This is a genomic window from Pontixanthobacter rizhaonensis (genome assembly GCF_012972675.1).
In the GTDB taxonomy this organism is placed as follows: domain Bacteria; phylum Pseudomonadota; class Alphaproteobacteria; order Sphingomonadales; family Sphingomonadaceae; genus Pontixanthobacter; species Pontixanthobacter rizhaonensis.
This window is the reverse complement of sequence record NZ_JABCRE010000003.1, coordinates 616,045-636,399: the sequence shown is the minus strand read 5'-3', so window position 1 is coordinate 636,399 and position 20,355 is coordinate 616,045. Positions and strand designations below refer to the sequence as shown.

The following is a 20,355-nucleotide window of genomic DNA, read 5'->3' as shown; positions in this document are numbered from 1 at the left end:
ACGAAACCGGCGGGCTGATAAATGCTGCACTGCAAAAGAAGACACTTGTCTGCCCGCCGAAAGTACTGGTATGAACGTGTGACAGGCCGATTCCATGCCGCCCAATGACGGGCGAGATAGCACATCGGCTAATCATACGAAAACGTGGCAACGGCGCCGCCTAGTCTATCCTTCGGGACGAGGCTTGGCGGCTTTTTTGCGTGCGTGTTGGCTTTGGCCGAAGGGAATTGAATGTGAACGCACCAGCAAGCTTTGATGCGCAATCCGGCAGCGGGGGGGAGAGAGAACGGCTCATTGTCATCGGCAATGGCATGGCCGGGTGCCGGGCGATTGAGGAAGTCCTCGAACGCGACCCCGAACGCTACGATATCGTGATTTTTGGCGCGGAACCCCGCGTCAATTACAACCGGATCATGCTCTCCCCAGTTCTGGCTGGCGAGAAGACATTCGATGAAATCGTCATCAATGGCCAAGATTGGTATGACAAAAACACGATTACCTTGGTCTCCGGTGATCCGGTTCAGAAAATCGATCGCGATCGCAAGATGGTTGTCTCGGTGTCTGGCCATACAGAATATTATGATCGGCTGCTGATCGCGACCGGCTCAGACCCGTTCATTATTCCGGTGCCTGGTAATGACCTGTCGGGTGTGGTCACATTCCGCGATCTAGACGATGTCGACAAGATGCTTGCAGCGGCCGAGGGCGGCGGCAATGCCGTTGTCATTGGCGGAGGCTTGTTGGGACTTGAAGCTGCTCATGGATTGTCGCTGCGCGGCATGAACGTAACGGTCTTGCATTTGATGCCTACGCTAATGGAGCGGCAACTCGACGAGGCGGCTGGCTGGCTATTGAAGGAAGAGCTGGAAAGGCGCGGCCAAACAATTCGGATTGGTGCCGACACGCAGGCGATCCTTGGCAAGGACGGCCATGTTTCTGGCGTTCAGCTGAAAGATGGAACCGAGATTGAGGCTGACATCGTCGTGATGGCGGTCGGAATCAGACCATCTACCGGCCTCGCCTCATCAGCAGGCCTCGATACAGAGCGCGGCATCATGGTCGACGATCACATGGTCACATCTGATCCAGCAATCATGGCGGTGGGCGAATGCGTACAGCACCGGGGCGCTTGTTACGGGCTTGTCGCGCCACTTTGGGATATGTGCCGTGCGTTGGCTGATCATTTGACCGACCAGCCTAGTGGTTACGAAGGCTCGGTCACCTCGACCAAGCTGAAGGTGTCGGGCATCGACCTGTTTTCCGCTGGTGACTTCTCCGGCAGTGATGGCAGCGAAGACATTGTGATGCGCGATGCATCACGCGGCATCTACAAGCGTGTGGTGGTACAGGACAACAAGCTTATCGGCGCGGTTCTTTATGGCGATACCGCTGACGGGAATTGGTATTTCGATCTGCTCAAGAAAGGCGAGGATATTTCCGATATCCGCGAAGCACTAATCTTCGGCCAAGCCTTCGCCTCGGGGAGCACCTCGCTGGACCCTAATTCAGCCGTTGCAGCTATGTCAGATGATACAGAAATCTGCGGTTGCAACGGCGTTTCCAAAGCGAAAGTTGTCGGCACAATCCTCGGCGGCGCAACCAGCCTCGACGCGGTGCGGTCTAGTTGTAAGGCATCGGCCAGTTGCGGATCTTGCACCGGGATAGTCGAGAGCTTGCTCGTGCTGACACTCGGCGATGATGTCGAAGAAGGTGCGAAGACGATGTGCAAATGCACAGGTTTCGGTCACGGGGATGTGCGCAAACTGATTGTCGAGAAAGGCCTCCGCGAGATCCCGCAAGTGATGCAGGAACTGCACTGGACCACGCCAGAAGGTTGTTCTTCCTGTCGTCCTGCTCTGAACTACTATCTGCTTTGCGCGTATCCCGGCGACTATATCGACGACCAACAGAGCCGTTTCGTCAATGAACGGATGCATGCAAATATCCAGAAAGACGGTACCTATTCGGTTGTGCCGCGGATGTGGGGCGGGCTGACCAATCCCAAAGAGCTGCGAGCAATTGCCGATGTCGTTGAAAAATATGACGCACCTATGGTGAAGGTTACCGGTGGCCAAAGACTCGACATTTTTGGTATCAAAAAAGACGATCTCCCCGCTGTCTGGGCTGATCTGAATGCTGCGGGAATGGTCTCTGGCCATGCCTACGGTAAATCACTGCGCACGGTAAAAACTTGTGTTGGCAGCGAATGGTGCCGCTTCGGCACGCAGGATTCGACGGGACTCGGCGTAAAGCTGGAACATATGACCTGGGGCAGTTGGATGCCGCATAAGTTCAAGATCGCAGTCAGCGGCTGTCCGCGCAATTGTGCTGAGGCAACGATCAAAGACTTTGGGATCATCTGCGTTGATAGCGGCTACGAGTTGCAAGTCGGAGGAAACGGTGGAATGAAACTTCGCGGCACGGATTTGCTCTGCAAGGTTGAAACCGAACAGCAAGTGATGGAGCATTGCGCAGCCTTCGTGCAACTTTATCGCGAGGAGGCCTACTACCTTGAGCGCACCGCGCCGTGGATCGAGCGTGTGGGGCTGGAGTACGTACAGTCAAAGCTGTTCGATGATCCCGATGCGCTGGGTGAGTATGCGCAGCGTTTCTACTACTCGCAAAGCTTCTGCCAAGATGATCCTTGGGCAAAACGTGCCGACCGCGAACGCGCCGATCTGCACAGCCATATCGCTGAGTTACGGCCCTTGGCCTTGGAGCCAGCGCAATGACGACTCCCAAGAGCGGACCAATAACTGGCAAATGGCTCGATATCGGTCCAGTTACCCAAATCGAACCGGGAAGCGCGCGCACCTTGCCTGTCGCAGGTGGTGAGGAGATCGCTGTATTCCGTACCATGCAAAGCGAATGCTATGCGCTGATCAATAAATGCCCACATAAGCAAGGCCCGCTTAGTCAAGGGCTTGTCCATGGTTCAGTCGTAACCTGTCCGCTGCACAATTGGAATATCTCGCTCAAGACGGGCAAGGCGCTCGGCGATGACGAAGGCTGCGTTCCAACCATACCGATGCGGGTGGATGCCGGGCGAATGTTATTATTGCGCGAAGCGGCAATCGGCGGCGGCATAATTGCCCCAGCAGACGAGGTCGCCTGAGGCGATGGAGCCGATCCGTACCACTTGTGCCTATTGCGGCGTAGGATGCGGTATTTCGGCGACCGTCACTGGCGAACGGTCGGTTGATATTGCGGGCGATGTCAGCCATCCGGCGAATTACGGCAAGCTCTGTTCCAAAGGCACGCATCTGGGCGAGACCGTCGGACTAGACGGCCGCTTGCTCTATCCAGAAATCGCCGGCCAGCGGGTAGCTTGGGATCATGCGCTCGACGCAGTTGCAGGCCGGATGCGCGATTGCATCCACGAGCATGGGCCAGATAGTGTGGCGCTGTATGTCTCAGGGCAATTGCTGACCGAAGATTACTACGTCGCCAACAAGCTCGCCAAAGGCTTCATCGGCACGGGCAATATCGACACCAATTCGCGCCTCTGCATGGCCAGTGCGGTGGCGGCCCATAACCGGGCATTTGGGGAGGATGTGGTTCCCGTCAATTATGACGATCTGGATGAGACCGATCTGGTACTTCTGGTCGGCTCTAACACGGCGTGGTGCCACCCCGTCATCTGGCAGAGAATAGAACAAGCACGGGCCGAGCGGGGCACCAAGATTGTTGTGATCGATCCGCGTCGAACTGAAACCGCCGAGCAGGCCGATCTCCATATCGCTGTTCCGCCAGATGGCGATGTGGCGCTATTCAATGCCTTGCTCGCCGAAATGATGCAGCGGGGCGAGTTGGACGAAGCTTACATCGCGGACCACTGCGTCAAACCTGAAGGGTTCTGGGAAGGTTTGGACAATACTTTGCATGGCCTCTCGGCATCAGACTTTAATGCGCTGGCGGGTCTTGTCGCCTCACATCCGCGTATGATTACTCTGTTCAGCCAAGGCGCTAACCAGTCGGTCGGTGGCACGGATAAAGGCAATGCGATCATCAACCTTCATCTTGCGACCGGCAGGATTGCTCGAACGGGAGCAGGGCCATTCAGCATCACCGGGCAGCCAAATGCGATGGGCGGGCGCGAGGTCGGGGGACTCGCTAATATGCTTGCCTGTCATCTGGGGTTTTCGGACAGCGAGTTGGCTGATGTCGCGACGTTTTGGGGTGCGCCCAATATGTGTAGCGGACCTGGTCACAAGGCAGTCGATATGTTCCGCGCGGTCCATGACGGACGGATCAAATTCATTTGGGTGATGGCGACCAATCCCGCCGTTTCTATGCCCGATGCTGGTTTTGTGCGCGAGGCTCTTGAGCGCTGCCCGACTGTAGTTGTTTCTGACGTGATGGCCGATACTGATACCGGTCGGCTTGCGGATATTCGCTTGCCGGCGCTGGGGTGGGGCGAGAAAGACGGCACGGTTACAAACTCCGAACGCCGCGTCAGTCGCCAGCGTGCGCTGTTTTCTCCACCGGGCGAAACCCGCGCAGATTGGCGCATCATTTGCGATGTGGCCACGCGACTTGGCTATGGTGATGCGTTTGGCTTTACCGGACCTTCTGCTATTTTTCGCGAATATGCCGCTATGACTGCGCTTGCTTCGAAATATGGAAAATTGCTCGATCTTTCAGAGCATCAGACGCTTAGTGATAACGAGTATGAGGCTATGGAGCCGTTTCGTTGGGGCGGAGAACGGCCCTTTGCAGAGGGCTTCTCAACCAGCCACCGGAAAGCCCAATTGGTGCCAGTCGCGATACCCAAGATCTGCACCGATCTTGAATTTCCGTTGCGGCTGAATACGGGCCGCTATCGCGATCAGTGGCATACCATGACGCGCACGGGCCTCAGTCCGAAACTCTCGCTCCACCGCCGCGAGCCATTGCTCGAAGTGCATCCAGACGATGCGGCTCGAGACGGCCTTGAGCAAGGCGGGCTCGCAGAAATAGCCACGCCGTTTGGTAGCGGCATTTTTCGCGTAGAAGTCACTGAAGGCCAGCGCGCTGGCGAGATATTCGCCCCTATTCATTGGACCGATGCAATGGGAAGTCTCGGAAGAGCGGGAAGGCTGGCAAAAGATGCCACCGACCCAGTTTCAGGCCAGCCGGGTTTCAAAGACACACCCGCTAGGCTCGCCCCCGTCGAACCAGCTTGGCGTGCATTTCTGGTGCAGCAAGATATTATCGACCCCAAGGTTCCCTATTGGAGCCGGTCACGTATCGAAGGTGGATGGCTGACAGAGCTGGCCGGAAGCGCGGACAAGAACGGGGCTATAGATGTGGATGCGCTGCTCCCCGCAGGACATCGCAGCGAGGTAAGCGATCTGGCGCGCGGGATGCGCCGGGTCTCGGTCGCAGATGATGCCGGAACATTGATCGCGGCGCTTTATGTCACGCGGTTCGGCGAACTGCCTGCGCGCGACTGGATTTCCGCGCAATTGGGCCAAGCGGACAGCGCCGCCGGTGAACGTCTCGCTGGTCGTCCTTCCACTCCGCTGCCCGAAAAGGGCGCAATTGTCTGCGTGTGTCACGGGGTTGGAGAGAACGAGATTTTCGCCGCGTGCGATACGGGCGCAACCAGCGTCGAGGCCATTGGGGCATGCACTGCGGCAGGCACAAATTGCGGTAGCTGCCGCCCAGCAATTGCGCAGATGCTCGCCTCGCTTGAACTGGAACTGGAGGAAGCGGCGCAATGAACGACTTTACCCCTGGCATGGTCTGGCTTGTTGGTGCTGGCCCCGGCGATCCTGAACTGCTGACGCGCAAGGCTGAGAGATTGCTCGTCGCGGCTGATGTGGTGTTTTACGATGCTTTAGTCGGACTGAATGTGCTTGCCCTCGCTAGAAATGCCCGGTTGGTTAGTGTCGGCAAGAGAGCTGGCCGCCACTCCAAGGACCAAAGCTCAATCAACGAGCTGATTGTGGAAGCTGCACAAGCCGGGTACAAGGTCGTGCGATTGAAGGGCGGCGATCCATCTGTTTTCGGCCGTTCAATGGAAGAGCTCGCAGCGCTGCGCAATGCGGGGATCGGGGCAAGTATTTGCCCTGGGATTACTACCGCGAGCGCCGCCGCAGCCTCGGCTGGCGTTTCACTGTCTTTGCGCGGGTTGGCGCGGCGCATCCAATTTGTCACTGCGCACAGCCGGACGGGTGATACACTTGATTTGGATTGGCGCGCGCTTGCCGATGGGCAGTCGACTCTTGCATTCTACATGGGCCGATCCGCAGCTGGAGAGATTAGTCGAAACCTGCTGGCGGCCGGTTTAGGCAAGGATACACCCGTTCTTATCGCTTGCAATGTCAGCCTGCCAGAAGAGCGGTTGCTAAATACGAGATTAGACCTGCTGGCGCTCGCCACCGCGACAATTGCGGAGGATTTGCCGACATTGATACTCGTCGGTGAGGCTGTGGAATCATCGCAAATCGGCGAAGTGATCGAAACACTGAACGAGGCCACGCATGACCATCCATAGTAAGTTGTCAACCGCTTCTAACAGCTGCGCTGCGACAGTGGATTTCGCGACGGCTCAGGCGATTCTCCGTCTGGCTGCCTTGCCGCTTGGCAGTGAGACGGTCGCTTTGGAGAAGGCCGGTCGTCGGATTTTGGCTGAGCCTGTATTGGCAAAGATCAATTCGCCAAGGTTCGACGTGGCCGCAATGGATGGATACGCGGTACGGAGCACAGATATTGCTGCTGGCCACAACCGTTTTAAGGTAGTTGGGGAAAGCTATCCAGGATCAGCTCGTATTACGCTTGCCGGGCCTAAAAAAGCGATGCGCATAATGACAGGCGCGCCAATGCCCATAGGTGCAGATCGCATTGTCGTTCTTGAGCAATGCATAGTCGAGGGCGATTTCGTAACGATCCCAGAAACTCTGCACAACAAGCCGCATGTACGACCGCGCGGCTCAGATTTTGTATGTGGGGACACTTTGTTGGAGCAGGGGGCAACCATAAACCCTAACGCGCTAGTCCTTGCTGCTGCGTCAGATGCCAACAAGCTAGTGGTTCATCGCCGACCTCGCCTATCTTGTCTGGCTAGCGGTGATGAACTGGTCGATTCAGGCGATGCCAGTTCCACGGGTACCGCCATTCCAGACAGTCTTTCGCAAGCTGTTTTGCTGCTCGGTCGGCAATGGGGCGCCAAGTCGGGTAAAGCATCCCGCGTCAAAGACACGCCCGAAGCAATTGAAGGTGCAGCGCGGGATCTTTTGCCCGATTGCGACGTCCTTGCTGTGATTGGTGGTGCATCGCGCGGTGACCGCGATTTCGCGCGCGCTGGTCTGGTCCCGCTCGGATTGAGCATCAACTTTGCAGGCATCGCAATGAAACCAGGTAAGCCGGTATGGTATGGCCGCATCGGGGATCGGCACATATTAGGACTCCCGGGAAATCCGGTAGCCGCCATGACAATTGCTCGCTTGTTCCTTGCCCCATTGTTGACCGGTCTTGGGGGACGGGGGACCGAAGCTGGCCTGCGCACCCACTATCTTCCGCTTGCCGATGCGGTTCAATGTGCACCGCGCGAACAGTTCTTGTGCGGTTATGAAGATGAAGGTCATATCCGGTTGATCAAACGCCAATCCGCATCGCGCCAGCTGTCATTACAAGCTGCTGATATTCTTGTGCAAGTTCCAGCGGGGTCCCATGACTATCCAGCGGGAACTCAAATGGCAACCTACCGGTTCTGACTGCGATGCGGCTGTTAGGCGTGATACTCGCTGGCGGTAAATCACGCCGGTTCGGCAGTGATAAGGCTCGTGCAATGGTGGCAGGGAAGCCGCTCATGCAGCATGCCATTGATGCGCTCGCTACCCAAACCAATGAGTTGGTGATTTCAGGGCATTCTTGGCCGGGAATGGTTTCCATTGAGGACAAACCAAAGCCCGACCTTGGCCCGTTGGGCGGGCTTAACGCCGCACTCTCCTATGCCGCTAAGAATGGCTTTGATGCAGTTCTTAGCCTGCCGGTCGACGTATATCCTATCCCGTCCGACTTAACCGATAGGCTCGCTGCTGAAAGTCCGCGCTTTCTTGTCAGGCACTTTGCCACGGGCTGCTGGCCGGCATCACTCGCGAGTTTGCTAGACCAACATCTTTCTGAAGGAAATCGGTCTGTCAGGTCATGGATCGAGAGATGTGGAGCAAAACCAATCGAGTTCCGCAACGATCGGATCAGTAATATAAACAGACCTGAGGATATCCCGTGAAACCTCATCTAAGACATAAATTAACCTGGTGTTCGGTTGGCGGATACCGAGGAAACCAGGCGGTGGATTGCTTCGAATGTCCGTCTCCACCCCCAGTTTATGCCATCTCGAGGTGGCAAGGACCTGCCCGTTAGCTGCCATCGGCTAGCATCCTTCAAACTTCATTGCAGGTATAGCGCAGGTCGAATTTCTGAACCCTGTTGGACCACAAAACTTTCAATAGTAAAACAGTAAATCCGGAACTCAGCACAGTTTGGGAACCGCGTGGGTCGTTGGTAAAACACCAACCCAATGTAAGCCAACGCCATTGATAACGTTAACGTTTCTGAAAACCATCCCTTGCTTTGGTAATGACGAGGTCGGGAGTTCAATTCGCCCTAGCAGCACCATCAACAACGGCGTTTGATCTCGGTGATATTAATAATTGCCGCATTGGCCATCAAACCCCGACATCACCGAAGGTAGCGCTCAGCCGGCGGCTCACCGCGGTTGCAAGAGGCTGGGTGGCGATTGAGCATGTCAGCGATTGCGGCAGTCTATTTCTGTAGAAGTTTTCTGTTTCCAATCGCTCGCTTTACTCTGAAACAAAGCAACCGACGGTCTGATACTGGCCAAAACTCGCCCCGCCTGTGACAATGACGGGGCCGCTTACGATCCATGCGTGTGCTTTTAGGGCGCTCTCCGCAGCGCTATTTCCATTGCTATGGGTGTCTCTGCGCAACCCGAAAAATAGCGCATAGGGGATGCTATATAGGCCAAGGATGCACCGGGCCGTCATGGCTTGGGGAAAGCAATTGGCTTCCCATGGAGAATATTTGGCGGCGATCTTGATGGCGCTGCTGATGATTCGCGCGCGTGCTTCCTGCCTGTGCGTGATGAGCGGCGTTCGCGGGGCTGTGCCATCCAACACGCCCAATCGATGGGCATAGTGCTTAAACGGGGTAGTGTTGATAATCAGTCGGCAGATTCCCAGCAGCACCCACGCAGGCGCCAGCCATAGAAAGAACAGTGGTGGCTGGCTGATGGCGGTGGCGCATTTTTGTTTGAATTTGGCTAACACAGTGTCACGCTATCGCCCTGTATCCCGCCGGGCAACCTGCCATGTGCACCTGACCAGGACCCATAGTCAGCTGCCGGAGCGGCCAACGCCGACTGTGCCCAGCACAGATCGTTTGAGAAAGTCGTGGAAGGCTGTGCTCCATAGCTGGGTTGATCGGACGATCATCGGGCTCTGCCGAAACCCTGCCAAAATCGAATTGGGCAGCCACGGTTTCATGGGTCCGTTATAATGGAGCACCGCGGCGTCCGAAAGCGTCGTGCCGGACTGTTCGATAATAGCGTCCCCATAGGCAAGCAGGTAGTTATAGGCCGGGCTGACGAGCGTGGCACGGTCAGCAAAGTGCAGATTGTACAGGAGTTGATCGGTATGTCCCGTGCGGACTTTCTGCCATCGTTCCGGCGAGATACGGCGGATAATGGCAGCGTAATTATCGGCCGAACATTGGCCGCGATCCACCAGCATCAAACCGGCATTGAAAGGCGTCTGTAGAACATCAGCTGCAGCATCGAGCGCAACCTCCGTGAAGGTTTTCGGGTCACGCCCGAACCCGCGATAATATGCACCATCCCCGCAGCAGACCACTGCGCTGTCATGCGCCCACAAACTGGCGATGGATCCCCGGAAGAGCAAGTCGCTGTCGCAGAACAGGACTTTATCATAGCCGGTTAATGCGAACATTTCGACCGAGAGAAAGCGCGCTTGGCGAGATTTCATCCCGGGATATGCACTGGTCAAACGATCCACGGCCTCTGTCAGCTGATGGCCTGCGGACTTGAATTTCAAAGATTCAAAATGTGCCTCCAAAATGGCGCGGGATTGCTCGCTCAGTCCATTGTGGATGATGCAGATGTCGCCAGAAAATTGCTTATGGTGCTGCAAAAACGAATCCAGCATGACAATTGTGCCCGGTAAAAAATTGTCGCTGGTTACGGTGGCAATGCAGTAATTGTGTTGGTTGGTGCTGATGCTGATTTCCTGCGTTTGTGCCATGGGGTTTGGTTTTTCTGATGTGGCTATCTGCAGCGGAGAGCAATTTTCTGCGCATCAACCAAGATCAAGCAACTTCAAAGTGTTTTGGACACTTCCATAGGCTTGCCCGGCCTTGAGCCTGCTTGGTTCGATACAGTCTATCAATCGAGGCATATCGACATAATGTCCGCGGCTGGTGGTCAAATCCCCTGATTGTAATTCTTGCCGGATCCGCTCGATCGTCTCGAAGAACGGTTCCAGCAAGGCGTCTATCCGTTGGTGTTCCGCTTTGCTTTGGTTCCAACAGATTTCTTTTGGCAGAATATCGCGCATAGCATTGCGAAAAATCCAGCGATTCCATTTCCCGCGTTTGAACTGGCTGCTGGGTATGGCCAGCGCGAATTCTGTAATTCTGCGATCGAGCAGAGGGTACCGGTACTCAATGCCGTGCGGTCGGCCATTCGCGGCCCATGCCTCCAATCGCCGCGTAACGAGACCATCATCCATCTGCTGGATCTGGCTCTTTCTCACGCTGCGAAAACTATAGCTCTCGGGCTTCTCCGGCTTCATCTTGGCTTGAAAATCTGGATGAATGTAGGATTGCATTTGCCGCGTGCGTTTCGGCTTGCCGATTTTCCAATTGGCATAGCGGTTCAAGACAGATGGAAGAAAGGCGGGCATGATGGTTTCTGACCATAAGGCTTTAAAGCCGCGGCGCCCCTTCAATCGCAGTTCTTGGAACAGCGTTATCCAGCGACCGGATAATAACAGTTCAGGATAATAGCTCCGCCCATTATTGGAGATGGATTGGTCACCGCCCCAGCCCGAAAGGATCACACCCAAATTGTTCGCGGCAGCGTGTTGTTGGATGGCATCCTCATTGACCAATGTGCGCCCGCAAGGTTCGCGTGTCCCGTCGCGCAGGAACATGGCATACAGCCCGTCAGTATCAGGCACTACGTAATCGACTTGCAGCCCGGTCTGCTGCTGAAGGGCGGCAATCAGCCTGTGTTCCGGGCCTGTTGCCTGTGTTTCGTCTACTGGCGGTTGCCACGATAGGCCCAGTGGCTGATCACGGTTTTGAGAATGCAATTGCTGGACCGCAATCTGCGCGATGGCAGAGGAGTCGAGCCCGCCGGAAATATGGACACCCAGACTTTGATCAGTTCGGATACGGTCTTCAACCGCTTTGCCCAGCAAATCCCTGAGAGCTTGGGCATAGGATGCGTCGTTTGGATAGCTGATAGGTGCCACGGCGCGCGGATCCCAATAGCGGTGCAATTCTACACCGTCAGAATCGACGGAAAGGCTATGCCCTGCCGGTAATTTCTTCACCCCTTCATAATAGGTCTGCTGCTTTGAGTAGAAATTCCCCGAAAGAAGGCTGTGGGCCAGATAGTCTTCGTTAAGCGGACAGGGTTCCTCACTGGCGGCCAGGACCCCGCGAATATCGCTGGCGAAGGTAAAGCCATCCGGGGTGTTCTGATAGAAGAATGACCGCGCCCCGATATGGTCACGCGCACAGAACAATCGCCGTTTACCGGGGTCCCATATCGCGAAGGCATAATCGCCGATCAGGTATTCCGGGCATGCATCGCCCCATTTCCGGTAGGCGTGCAGGATCAGGTCACCAGCAGCCATAGTGTACGCTTGGCCAGGCGGCAGATCGAGCAGACGTAGCAAGGTTTCTTGATCGTCGATGCGTGCATCAGCGGCGATTTCCATGCCGCTATTTTCGTCACAGTAACGGGCGCTAGCGTCTGCCTTTGAGCCGCTTCTCGGAAGGGCAAAGGTGCCAAAAACGGGGCGCGGGCTCGCTGGTGTCTGCGGAATTTCCGTTGGCCAGACCTCAGTATTGCTGAGCCCCAAATCGCAAAAGGCACCCGTCATCTTCTTGATCGGGCTCCGTCCGCAGCCTGAACCGCGGGGATATATTCCGCCTATCGCTGTCACTGCGGCGCGTTCAAGTTGTGAGCCGCAGCAGGGCATTGCGATCGCGCCATATGCTCAATGGGTAACAATCAGTTTGCGGCCCAGCAAATCGTCCAGGAATTCCAAAGTGTCAGCCTGGCACGTGGCTGCATCGACAGTGAATGCGTCGCACAGATCAGCGCATAATTGTTTGATAATAATGGGTTCATCCAGCTTTCGCCAAATATAGGACGCGATCTCGTCAAAATCGTAATACTCCCCGTTTTCGACGTTCATCATCACGATATTGTTGTCGAGATCAGAGAAAATAACAGCGTCGTCGTGAGACACTGTGCTTTCGATTTCTAACTTCACTATGCTCTCCCCATATGTGTAGCCGATAATTGGATTATGCGTTTGCCGCCGATTGTTTCTGCCTCAATCATAGGAGAAACGGAACATCAAATCCCGATGCTTTTCAACAACCCTGCCGATTTGTGCTTCGGTCAGTTTCTGGCGGCCGGTACCGGCCTGTCCCTCGCGAAAGAAAGATTGTGCCGATGGCCGCTTTTCGCGAAATGTTTCCCGCTGTTCGTTCTGTCTTAGCGTATCAAAATCTGCATTATGCGCTGCTCGTTGTGCCCGTGCGATATCAACTTCCAATCCGCTAAAACGCACGATACGTTCAAAAGTGGCAACCGTATCAGCGATGAGATCTTCGTATCGCACAATGAGCGTTTCCAATACATCCTGTTCGGTCCAACCCGTCACATGGTCAGCCCAAGTGCCCAAATGCTCGCCGAATTGTCCACTGCCGCCGGGTAACTTGCTGGCGGTATCTGTCATGAAAGCGATGATCGCATCCGGTTCTTGCCCTTGGTGATGACCAAAGGATGGGACTATGTCTAACGGATTGCGGATGATGTAGATGGCTTTGTACCCTGATGCCGCAGGGAACAGCGGCCCATCAGAGGGCGGATAGCCAAATGCGTCATGCGTTTTGATGAAAGTTATGCCGCTGCTCTGCTTTGCCAGTTCTTCGTGGAAGATCGGTCTTGCGCTGGCGATTTCGCCATCCGTCATTTCGGCGGACGCAATTCCCATTGTCTCGTCGAACAGATACCTGTCGAGATGGATGGAATTGCCCAGCAACGCATTAATGCTGGCGGGAGACTGTTCGGTGTGCAGATAATTGGTCAGCAGAGCCCGAACCCACGTGTTGCCGGATTTTGGATAAGAGGCGAGCCAGACTATCGACATCGTATTATGCCGTGCTGTGTGCGGGGCTAACGGACGGGCTACAAGCGTGCGGCGGCGGGGCTATGTGCTGGGTAACGGCATCCGCCAGTTCATGAATGAGGAACGGCTTTGCTGGGCGGGCAATCCCGGCGACGTTCACCAAGCGGGCCAGTTTCGTCACCGATTCAAAATATACCGGCCCAAGCTCCTGACCAAGGTAAAAGTTCTTGCGGAATGTGAACAGCGATAACGCCTGAAAACTCTCAGCTGATTGCAGCGGCTGGATATCGATTGTCGGGCGGTTATGCGTGCTAAGGGAAAATATCTTATGGATCGGCAAGGGCTGATTGCAGAAGGATTCTGCGGGAACCAAATATTTGTCCAGTTCGGCGCGCAGCTTGCGGTTGACGCCTCGCTGCTCTCCGAGCCCGTCAATTGAATCGCCCCATAGCCGAGTGGTGGGCGAGGATGGCAACATGGTGGCTGTGCCATCATCATCAAATGTGATCGCTGAAACATCGTCAGATATCATCGGAAAGCCGCGTTTTTGCATGGCCCGGCACAAGGTTGATTTGCCCGCTCCGGATTTCCCCATGAACAGAACCGCACCCTGCGCAGTTTGAACCGCACTGGCGTGCAAAGTGAACAATTGGCGCTGCTGCAATAATGCGGTGAGTGCGGAGCCGGTGAAGAAGGCCATCACATCGTGCAGCGAAGCGTCTGGGTGTTTCTCAACCAGGATGTGATTGCCGCCAGTGACCAGATATTTGGCGATATGATCAAGCTCTAGCAGGAAATGGCTCTTTGATGCCTCCCAACCGCGATAGCGCATGAGTTTCCCCTGCCGGTGCGCTTCGAGATGGGGCTCCACCGATCCGAAGCGGACCAGCACATCGGGCTCTGCAAATGCCTCTTCAATCAAGCCTGCCAGCTCGAAATCGGACTGAAAATTAAGCCCATGAGCTCGGTGCTGGAAGTGCGGCATGGTATCAGCCTTCCTCGCCGGTTTGCTGATAGGCGCGGGATTGATCAAAATGTTCAAAGATTAAATGAATACGGTCCTCATCACCCCGATTGATAGCGCTATGATGGACAATATTATTGACCTCGTAAGCTCTGCCGACTTCCAAATGCTGCGCGGTGTCACCCACGGTGAATATCGCATCCGGATTGCTGATCAGCGGCACATGGATTTTGTGCGTATAGGCGTGCGATCCTTGCCCATCGCTATGCGCCCCGATGCGCTCACCTGCCGGAAGGCGAGCCAACATGACTTTGGGATAGACTGTCTCGCGGTGCCTGTAACCGGCGGTCACTTGCTCCATCACAGGTAAAAGCTTGGGCCGCCAAATATCCCATATTCTGTTGGAATAGAAATCTTGCGGATCGCGATTATGGCGAATGAAGCGGAAGACAATATGACGGGTCTTGCCCAAGACAGGAAAGTCATTTTCCTTGCAACTATCCTGTCCGGCCCAAACAGCCTCAGAGAGCTGGCCGACAGCACTGGCCAAAGCCGTGACGTCGGCCGAGCCTAGATCGCGTATAGTCCCTGGTTTTTTTACTGGCGGGATGCGGGCTAATGCCTGCATAATGTCCGTTCGGCCGCTAGTGCGTCAAGACTGATAAAAGCCGTCTTCTTGTTGGCTAACCGGAACTACGGCGCTCTCGGTTCTATTCACCGGAACATTGGAATTGATCTTTGGTTTCGTCCAAGTACGTTTTGTGCCTTGAGCATTGTTTGTTTTCTCAGCAGCCATAAAATTCACCCCTAAATATTTATGACATCAGTCTCTACACGGACTGCAACAACAGAACAATGGCAAAGTTAGCGGGCTCTTTTTTGTATTCTATTCGCACGCTTTGCTACTTTGCGGCCGGCTGGCTCTTGTGGAGAGTTCTCAGGTCAGGCAATTGGGTACAGGTTGGCTCCTGTAAAATCGTCGCGGGAATCGAGAAACTTTGACGGATATCAGGGGTGATAGCGTTGTCTGGCATGGGTAAAATTGGCTTTCCATCCCTTCGCCGTGGTGGTGATTACAGAACGCTGATCGCACTTGCGGTGTTGATCGGACTGGTGCTGACATTCTGGCTTGGTTCCAGATATCCTGCGCTTGACGAAAAAGCGATCATGGGCGGAGATACGCCTTTGTCTGGCCTGTCCTTCGAGATTGTTTTTGATATTCTTCCCGATAGTCCGCGGTGGTGGAGCTTCGTCGCAAATACCGGCAATTGGATTGCAACAAACGTCAAAGGTATGACCTTTGGCGTTCTGTTTGGCGCCGTAGCGCTTACCCTGCTTTCTTTGGTGAAGACCCGCTCCTTTGAAAACGGCTTTGCCAATGCGGCCTTAGGGGCGGTGATCGGTGCGCCGCTTGGTGTCTGTGTCAATTGTGCAGCGCCGATTGCCTTGGGGCTTCATGCTGGCCGAATGCGGCTGGAAACCACATTATCCGCGCTGATTGCGTCGCCAACGCTTAATATCATTGTGGTGACGATGAGCTTCACACTGCTTCCGCTTCACATTGCATTGACCAAGCTTATCCTGACGGTGCTGCTGGTTTTGTTGATTGTCCCTTTGCTATGCCGATATGTGCTGGTGGAAGAGACGCAGCTCACCAAGGACGGCGTCTCCAATCTGGCGAAGGTTTCAGAGACGCGCGGCCTGACTGCCTGGATTGGCAAGTCACTGGGGTCTGACATACATCAGCAAGCACCGGATGGTCTGGTGGGATCGCTGATATGGTTTGCTCGCAATTATTTGCGAAATCTGTTTTTCATTGGCTTGATTACCGTTCCGATGATGTTTCTCGCGGCCATGATGGGCGCCGTTGTCGCGATGGATTTTGACAGCGCGTCTTTGGTCAATGCATTGCCGAGATCAGGTGCCATTCCCGTCTTACTGGCGATGCTGGCGATTGCGATTGTTGCCAGCTTTGTGCCGGCACCGATAGCTTTGGACGTCATTTTGACGATTGTTCTGATGGGTATTGGCCTTGCGTCTTTCTACAGCACGGCGGTTCTCATCGCGCTTGGCTCTTTCAGCGTATATGCGTTCATTATTCTATGGCGGGCCGTATCGCTGCGGACCGCGCTCAGCCTTTGGGCGGCGACAATCGCATTGGCAATGATCGGGGGGGTAATCGCCATGAAAACCCAGCCGCTCGAAATGAGACTGCAAGCCCAGCGCACCACGGCTTTCATCGAAAGTCGCGCAGGTTTTGATATGCCGGCTTTACCGGCCCTGCCAAAGGCCGCCGATCTTGAAGCATTGTCGCCGGGGATAGGGTCGCAAGCGATCGAAAGCACACCATTGCCCATCGGCTATTCAACCAGCGAAGGCAGTACTATAACGGCGAAGTTCGCGCAGCTTGGCTCTGGAAATGTGACAGGCCGCAGTGAAGGTGGGTTACCCTTTGATCGTGTCCCTGGGGCGCAACTTGGTTTTGACGATATCGGAACCCAAACTCCGCTTCACGAATTTGCACCCAGCATGATGGTTGGCGGGATAGCGGCGGGGGACATTCACAATGATGGCTGGACAGATATCGTTTTCCGCCGCCCATTGGGTGCCCGAGGGCTATCTCTTTATGCCAATATTGGCGGAAAATACGAGCGGCAGGAACTTGATCTGGGGCCAGTAGGCGAACTTCAGATTGCCAACACAGCATTTGCCGACCTTGATAATGATGGCTGGCTTGACCTTATTGTGACGAGTTTTTGGGATGGCCTATACATCTTCACCAATAGATCGGGACAGTTCGATCAGGATAGTATGATCCATGTTCCTGGTCCTGCATCGACGACCACTATGGCCGTGTCATTTTCTGATATTGACGGAGATGGTTGGCTCGACATCTTGCTGGGTGAGTGGGCTTCTCGTCAGGGAAAAGAAGGATGGGCCCGTTTGCAGCCATCCACCACCGCCAACAGGATTGTTTGGAATGACGGAGACGGTAATTTTAGGGCGGAAAGCGTCGCTGGATCAATTGGGCAAACGTTGACTGGATTGGTGACTGATGTGAACCGCGATGGGCGACCCGATTATCTGAAGGGCGATGATTTCAAAGCCACCGATCAGTTTGTCTTTTTCTCACCCGATGGTCGAACGCGTTCTGATAAATCGCTACAGCCGTTTCCCTACTTTGTACAAACCAGCATGAGCTATGACGAGGGTGACTGGAATAACGACCTGATCCCGGATTATTATGGCGGACAAATCTCCGAACCACACGGCAGCGAGCAAAGAACCAGTGTTCGCGGAGAAGGGCGTATCCTGAAGGTCTGCCAACAATTTGGGCGAGACTTTGGTTGGGCGAATGACCGTGTTCGCCAATGCGCTGCGGAAATGCTCTCGGTCGACCAGATCCGCGCATTTCGGACTGGCTTCACTTATAATCTATGTCAGTCTGAAATTCTGTCAGACCGGGATGCCACTTTATGCGGTATCGGGCACTTTTTAGGCTCCACGAAGAATAGTGATTTTTTTGAAAAGGGAATTTCAGGCGAAGGTGCTTTTGAACGGTGCAGTAGCGCGCTTAAACGCTGGCCGTTTGCCGGCCGCTATTGCGAAACTTTCAAGCTTCCGATGGTGGATGCCATGAGCAATGAAGAAATTGAACGACTGCATAAGCCAGCCATCAGAGCGGGCAATATTTTGATGACGGGCGGAGCGGCAGGCAGTTTCACCAATATGGCACCGGAACAGCAAGTGGATTTCCCTGGCTGGACCTGGAATAGCCGCTTTACCGATCTAGATCAGGATGGCTGGCAGGATTTGTTGGTGATGACGGGTGCGTGGTTTTCTGTCAGCAGAACCACGACCAATGTATTCTATCGGAATGAAGGCGGAACATTCGCTGATCGGACGGAGCAATTCGGCTTTACGGATGTGACTCCATCTTACAGCTTTGCGGCTCTGGATTTCGATCGCGATGGTGACATCGACGTTATACGTCCCCCTGATGGCAAAGCCGTAGTTGTGCACCGCAATGAAAAACCCAGCGGCCCGGCATTATGGGTTCACCTGCGTGATCGTATCGGCAACCGGATGGGTATTGATGCCCGGGTGACTATATGCGTTGACGGCATAACGCAGCCGCAGCCGGGCAAATGCCAAACCCGCCCGATCAATGCCGGGGGAGGGTTTATGTCGTTTGACCCCATCGCCGCGCATTTCGGATTGGGTAACGCAAAGAATGTCTCCCTCATTCAAGTGGTTTGGCGTGATGGAGAGACTACAGATATTCGGCCCGACAGCCTGCTGGGCGGAGAAGTGACCATTAGCCGCCAGAAATGACCTCTACCGGCTATGGGGAGCCGGAAGCAGGAAGCAGGAAGCAGGAAGCCGATGGGGGCGGGTTGCCAGCCCGCCCTGCGTCCGTTTGCATCAATTGACAGCGCGCTCTTTGCCTTCCCAATATGGGGCACGCAATTCTCTCCGCAGGATTTTGCCGGAGGGATTGCGCGGTAGCGCGTCGATGAAGTCGACAGTCTTCGGGCATTTGAAGCCTGCGATATTATCCTTGGCATAAGCGATAACATCTTGTTCTGTCAGGCCTGAGCCCGGTTTCGCCACCACGACCGCTTTGACCGCTTCACCCCATTTTTCATCAGGAATGCCGATCACGGCAATATCCGCGATATCAGGGTGGCCGTAGACTGCGCTTTCAACCTCTGCCGGATAGACATTCTCTCCGCCGGAAATGATCATGTCTTTGATCCGGTCCTGAATGTACAAATAGCCTTCTTCATCAAGCATGCCCGCATCGCCAGTACGGAACCAGCCATCGCCGATCATAGCTTTTGCGTTTTCTTCAGGGCGGTTCCAATAGCCGAGCATCACACAATCACTCTTGATGGCGACCTCACCTGTCTCGCCCGCGGGCAGCGGGTTCAAATCCTCATCCAAAATCCGCACTTCGACCCCGGGCATTGGCTGACCCGCAGATTTCATCACATGTTCGCGCCCTTTGACATTTTCGGGCTTATGATCGCCGGGCGACAGGCTGATGACGGTGCCGAATGTCTCTGTCAGACCGTAGAGCTGGGCAAAATCGCATTTGAGGCGTTCTACCCCTTCTTTCAGCATGTCGAGCGGGATCGGGCTGGCGCCGTATGTCAGGCCTTTGACAGACGAGAAATCCGCATTGGCGGCATCGGGATGGGCCAACATGATACCAAGTGCGGCGGGGACAATGAAGATCCACGCGACTTGGTACTTCTGCGTATCCGCGATCATCAAGGCGGGGTCGAATTCGCGGTGGATGATCAGTTCCTGCCCGCCCAATACTGCGCCCAATGCAGTGCCGACACCGGCGATATGGCCATAGGGCATGGCGAAAATCATCGTTTCGCCGCGTTCGGCGCAATACCAATAGATATTGTGCTTCTTCATCAACGGACGAAGGTTGGTGCCGTTGTGATGGCTTAGCACCACGCCTTTGGGTAGCCCGGTGGTGCCTGACGTATACAATTGCAGCAGCGCGTCTTGCGCACCCACTTCGGTGGTAACCGGTGCATCTGATTGTCCATCGCGCCAACTGTCAAAGCTGTCATCTGTTTGGATCGTTTCGCCTTCAAAGGGCAATTGTGCCGCAAATTCCGGTTCGACGAACAGAATCTTCGCGCCTGAATCATTGAGAATGAAATCGACTTCTTTGGGGGACAGCCGCCAAATAATCGGGATGAAGACGATACCGGCGCGCGCGGCACCCATCGCCAGTTCTACCGAACGGTCGCTATTTTTGCCGAAATATGCGATCCGGTCACCTTTAGACAGGCCCATCGCTGCGAGGCCATTGGCAATCTGGGTCGCGTGCCGGTCATAGGTTTTATAATCAGTGGTCCGGTCACCAAAGCGCAATGCGATTTGATCAGGCATTTCGGCAGCATGGGCCGTCAGCGCTTCACCATAGGTCGGGTAATAGATTGCCTCTTCGGACATATACTTACTTCT

15 protein-coding genes are annotated in these 20,355 nt (G+C 54.9%); 7 read left to right on the top strand and 8 right to left on the bottom strand.

The window, feature by feature from the left end; all coding sequences use genetic code 11:
• Positions 1–233 precede the first annotated feature (233 nt).
• Genes nirB through mobA form a run of 6 tightly spaced genes read left to right on the top strand, consistent with a single transcriptional unit; the run spans position 234 to position 8,218 of the window.
• Complete coding sequence (nirB, locus tag HKD42_RS10795) at positions 234–2,732, top strand: nitrite reductase large subunit NirB (RefSeq protein WP_170013230.1); 2,499 nt, start codon at positions 234–236, stop codon at positions 2,730–2,732.
• A complete protein-coding gene (gene nirD / locus HKD42_RS10790; protein WP_170013228.1) occupies positions 2,729–3,115 on the top strand; it encodes a nitrite reductase small subunit NirD in 387 nt (128 codons plus the stop codon). The genes nirB and nirD overlap by 4 nt, the downstream gene beginning before the upstream one ends.
• Before the next feature lie 4 nt (positions 3,116–3,119).
• Complete coding sequence (locus HKD42_RS10785; RefSeq protein ID WP_170013227.1) at positions 3,120–5,705, top strand: nitrate reductase; 2,586 nt, start codon at positions 3,120–3,122, stop codon at positions 5,703–5,705.
• Positions 5,702–6,481 carry a uroporphyrinogen-III C-methyltransferase gene (gene cobA, locus HKD42_RS10780; protein WP_170013225.1) on the top strand — a complete coding sequence of 260 codons (780 nt, stop codon included), beginning with the start codon at positions 5,702–5,704 and terminating at the stop codon, positions 6,479–6,481. Before HKD42_RS10785 ends, cobA begins: the two co-directional genes overlap by 4 nt.
• A complete protein-coding gene (locus HKD42_RS10775) occupies positions 6,468–7,700 on the top strand; it encodes a molybdopterin molybdotransferase MoeA (protein ID WP_170013223.1) in 1,233 nt (410 codons plus the stop codon). The genes cobA and HKD42_RS10775 overlap by 14 nt, the downstream gene beginning before the upstream one ends.
• A gap of 5 nt (positions 7,701–7,705) precedes the next feature.
• Positions 7,706–8,218 (top strand): molybdenum cofactor guanylyltransferase, encoded by a 513-nt coding sequence (gene mobA / locus HKD42_RS10770; RefSeq protein WP_170013222.1) that lies wholly within the window; start codon positions 7,706–7,708, stop codon positions 8,216–8,218.
• A 574-nt stretch (positions 8,219–8,792) separates the two neighbouring features.
• Here the strand turns inward: mobA and HKD42_RS10765 are convergent.
• The 7 genes from HKD42_RS10765 to HKD42_RS10735 form a co-directional block, all read right to left on the bottom strand.
• Complete coding sequence (locus tag HKD42_RS10765; RefSeq protein ID WP_170013220.1) at positions 8,793–9,278, bottom strand: lasso peptide biosynthesis B2 protein; 486 nt, start codon at positions 9,276–9,278, stop codon at positions 8,793–8,795.
• Between the two features lie 66 nt (positions 9,279–9,344).
• Positions 9,345–10,268, bottom strand: a complete 924-nt coding sequence (locus HKD42_RS10760) for a glycosyltransferase family 8 protein (RefSeq protein WP_170013218.1) — start codon at positions 10,266–10,268, stop codon at positions 9,345–9,347.
• Between the two features lie 54 nt (positions 10,269–10,322).
• Positions 10,323–11,972 (bottom strand): asparagine synthase-related protein, encoded by a 1,650-nt coding sequence (locus tag HKD42_RS10755; protein ID WP_170013217.1) that lies wholly within the window; start codon positions 11,970–11,972, stop codon positions 10,323–10,325.
• A gap of 282 nt (positions 11,973–12,254) precedes the next feature.
• The gene (locus HKD42_RS10750) at positions 12,255–12,533 is read right to left on the bottom strand and encodes a PqqD family peptide modification chaperone (RefSeq protein WP_170013215.1); all 279 of its coding nucleotides are present in this window, start codon (positions 12,531–12,533) and stop codon (positions 12,255–12,257) included.
• Between the two features lie 63 nt (positions 12,534–12,596).
• A complete protein-coding gene (locus HKD42_RS10745) occupies positions 12,597–13,418 on the bottom strand; it encodes a sulfotransferase domain-containing protein (RefSeq protein WP_170013214.1) in 822 nt (273 codons plus the stop codon).
• A gap of 4 nt (positions 13,419–13,422) precedes the next feature.
• Positions 13,423–14,382, bottom strand: a complete 960-nt coding sequence (locus tag HKD42_RS10740; RefSeq protein ID WP_170013212.1) for a phosphoenolpyruvate carboxykinase (ATP) — start codon at positions 14,380–14,382, stop codon at positions 13,423–13,425.
• Between the two features lie 4 nt (positions 14,383–14,386).
• Positions 14,387–14,989 (bottom strand): aspartyl/asparaginyl beta-hydroxylase domain-containing protein, encoded by a 603-nt coding sequence (locus tag HKD42_RS10735; RefSeq protein ID WP_170013211.1) that lies wholly within the window; start codon positions 14,987–14,989, stop codon positions 14,387–14,389.
• Between the two features lie 404 nt (positions 14,990–15,393).
• On the opposite strand from HKD42_RS10735, the gene HKD42_RS10730 reads away from it, so the two are divergent.
• Entirely contained in the window at positions 15,394–18,696 is a 3,303-nt protein-coding gene (locus HKD42_RS10730; protein WP_170013209.1) for an FG-GAP-like repeat-containing protein, read from the top strand.
• Positions 18,697–18,786: 90 nt separating this feature from the next.
• Here HKD42_RS10730 and HKD42_RS10725 read toward each other — a convergent pair whose 3' ends face one another.
• The gene (locus HKD42_RS10725) at positions 18,787–20,343 is read right to left on the bottom strand and encodes a long-chain-fatty-acid--CoA ligase (protein WP_170013207.1); all 1,557 of its coding nucleotides are present in this window, start codon (positions 20,341–20,343) and stop codon (positions 18,787–18,789) included.
• Between the last annotated feature and the right edge of the window lie 12 nt (positions 20,344–20,355).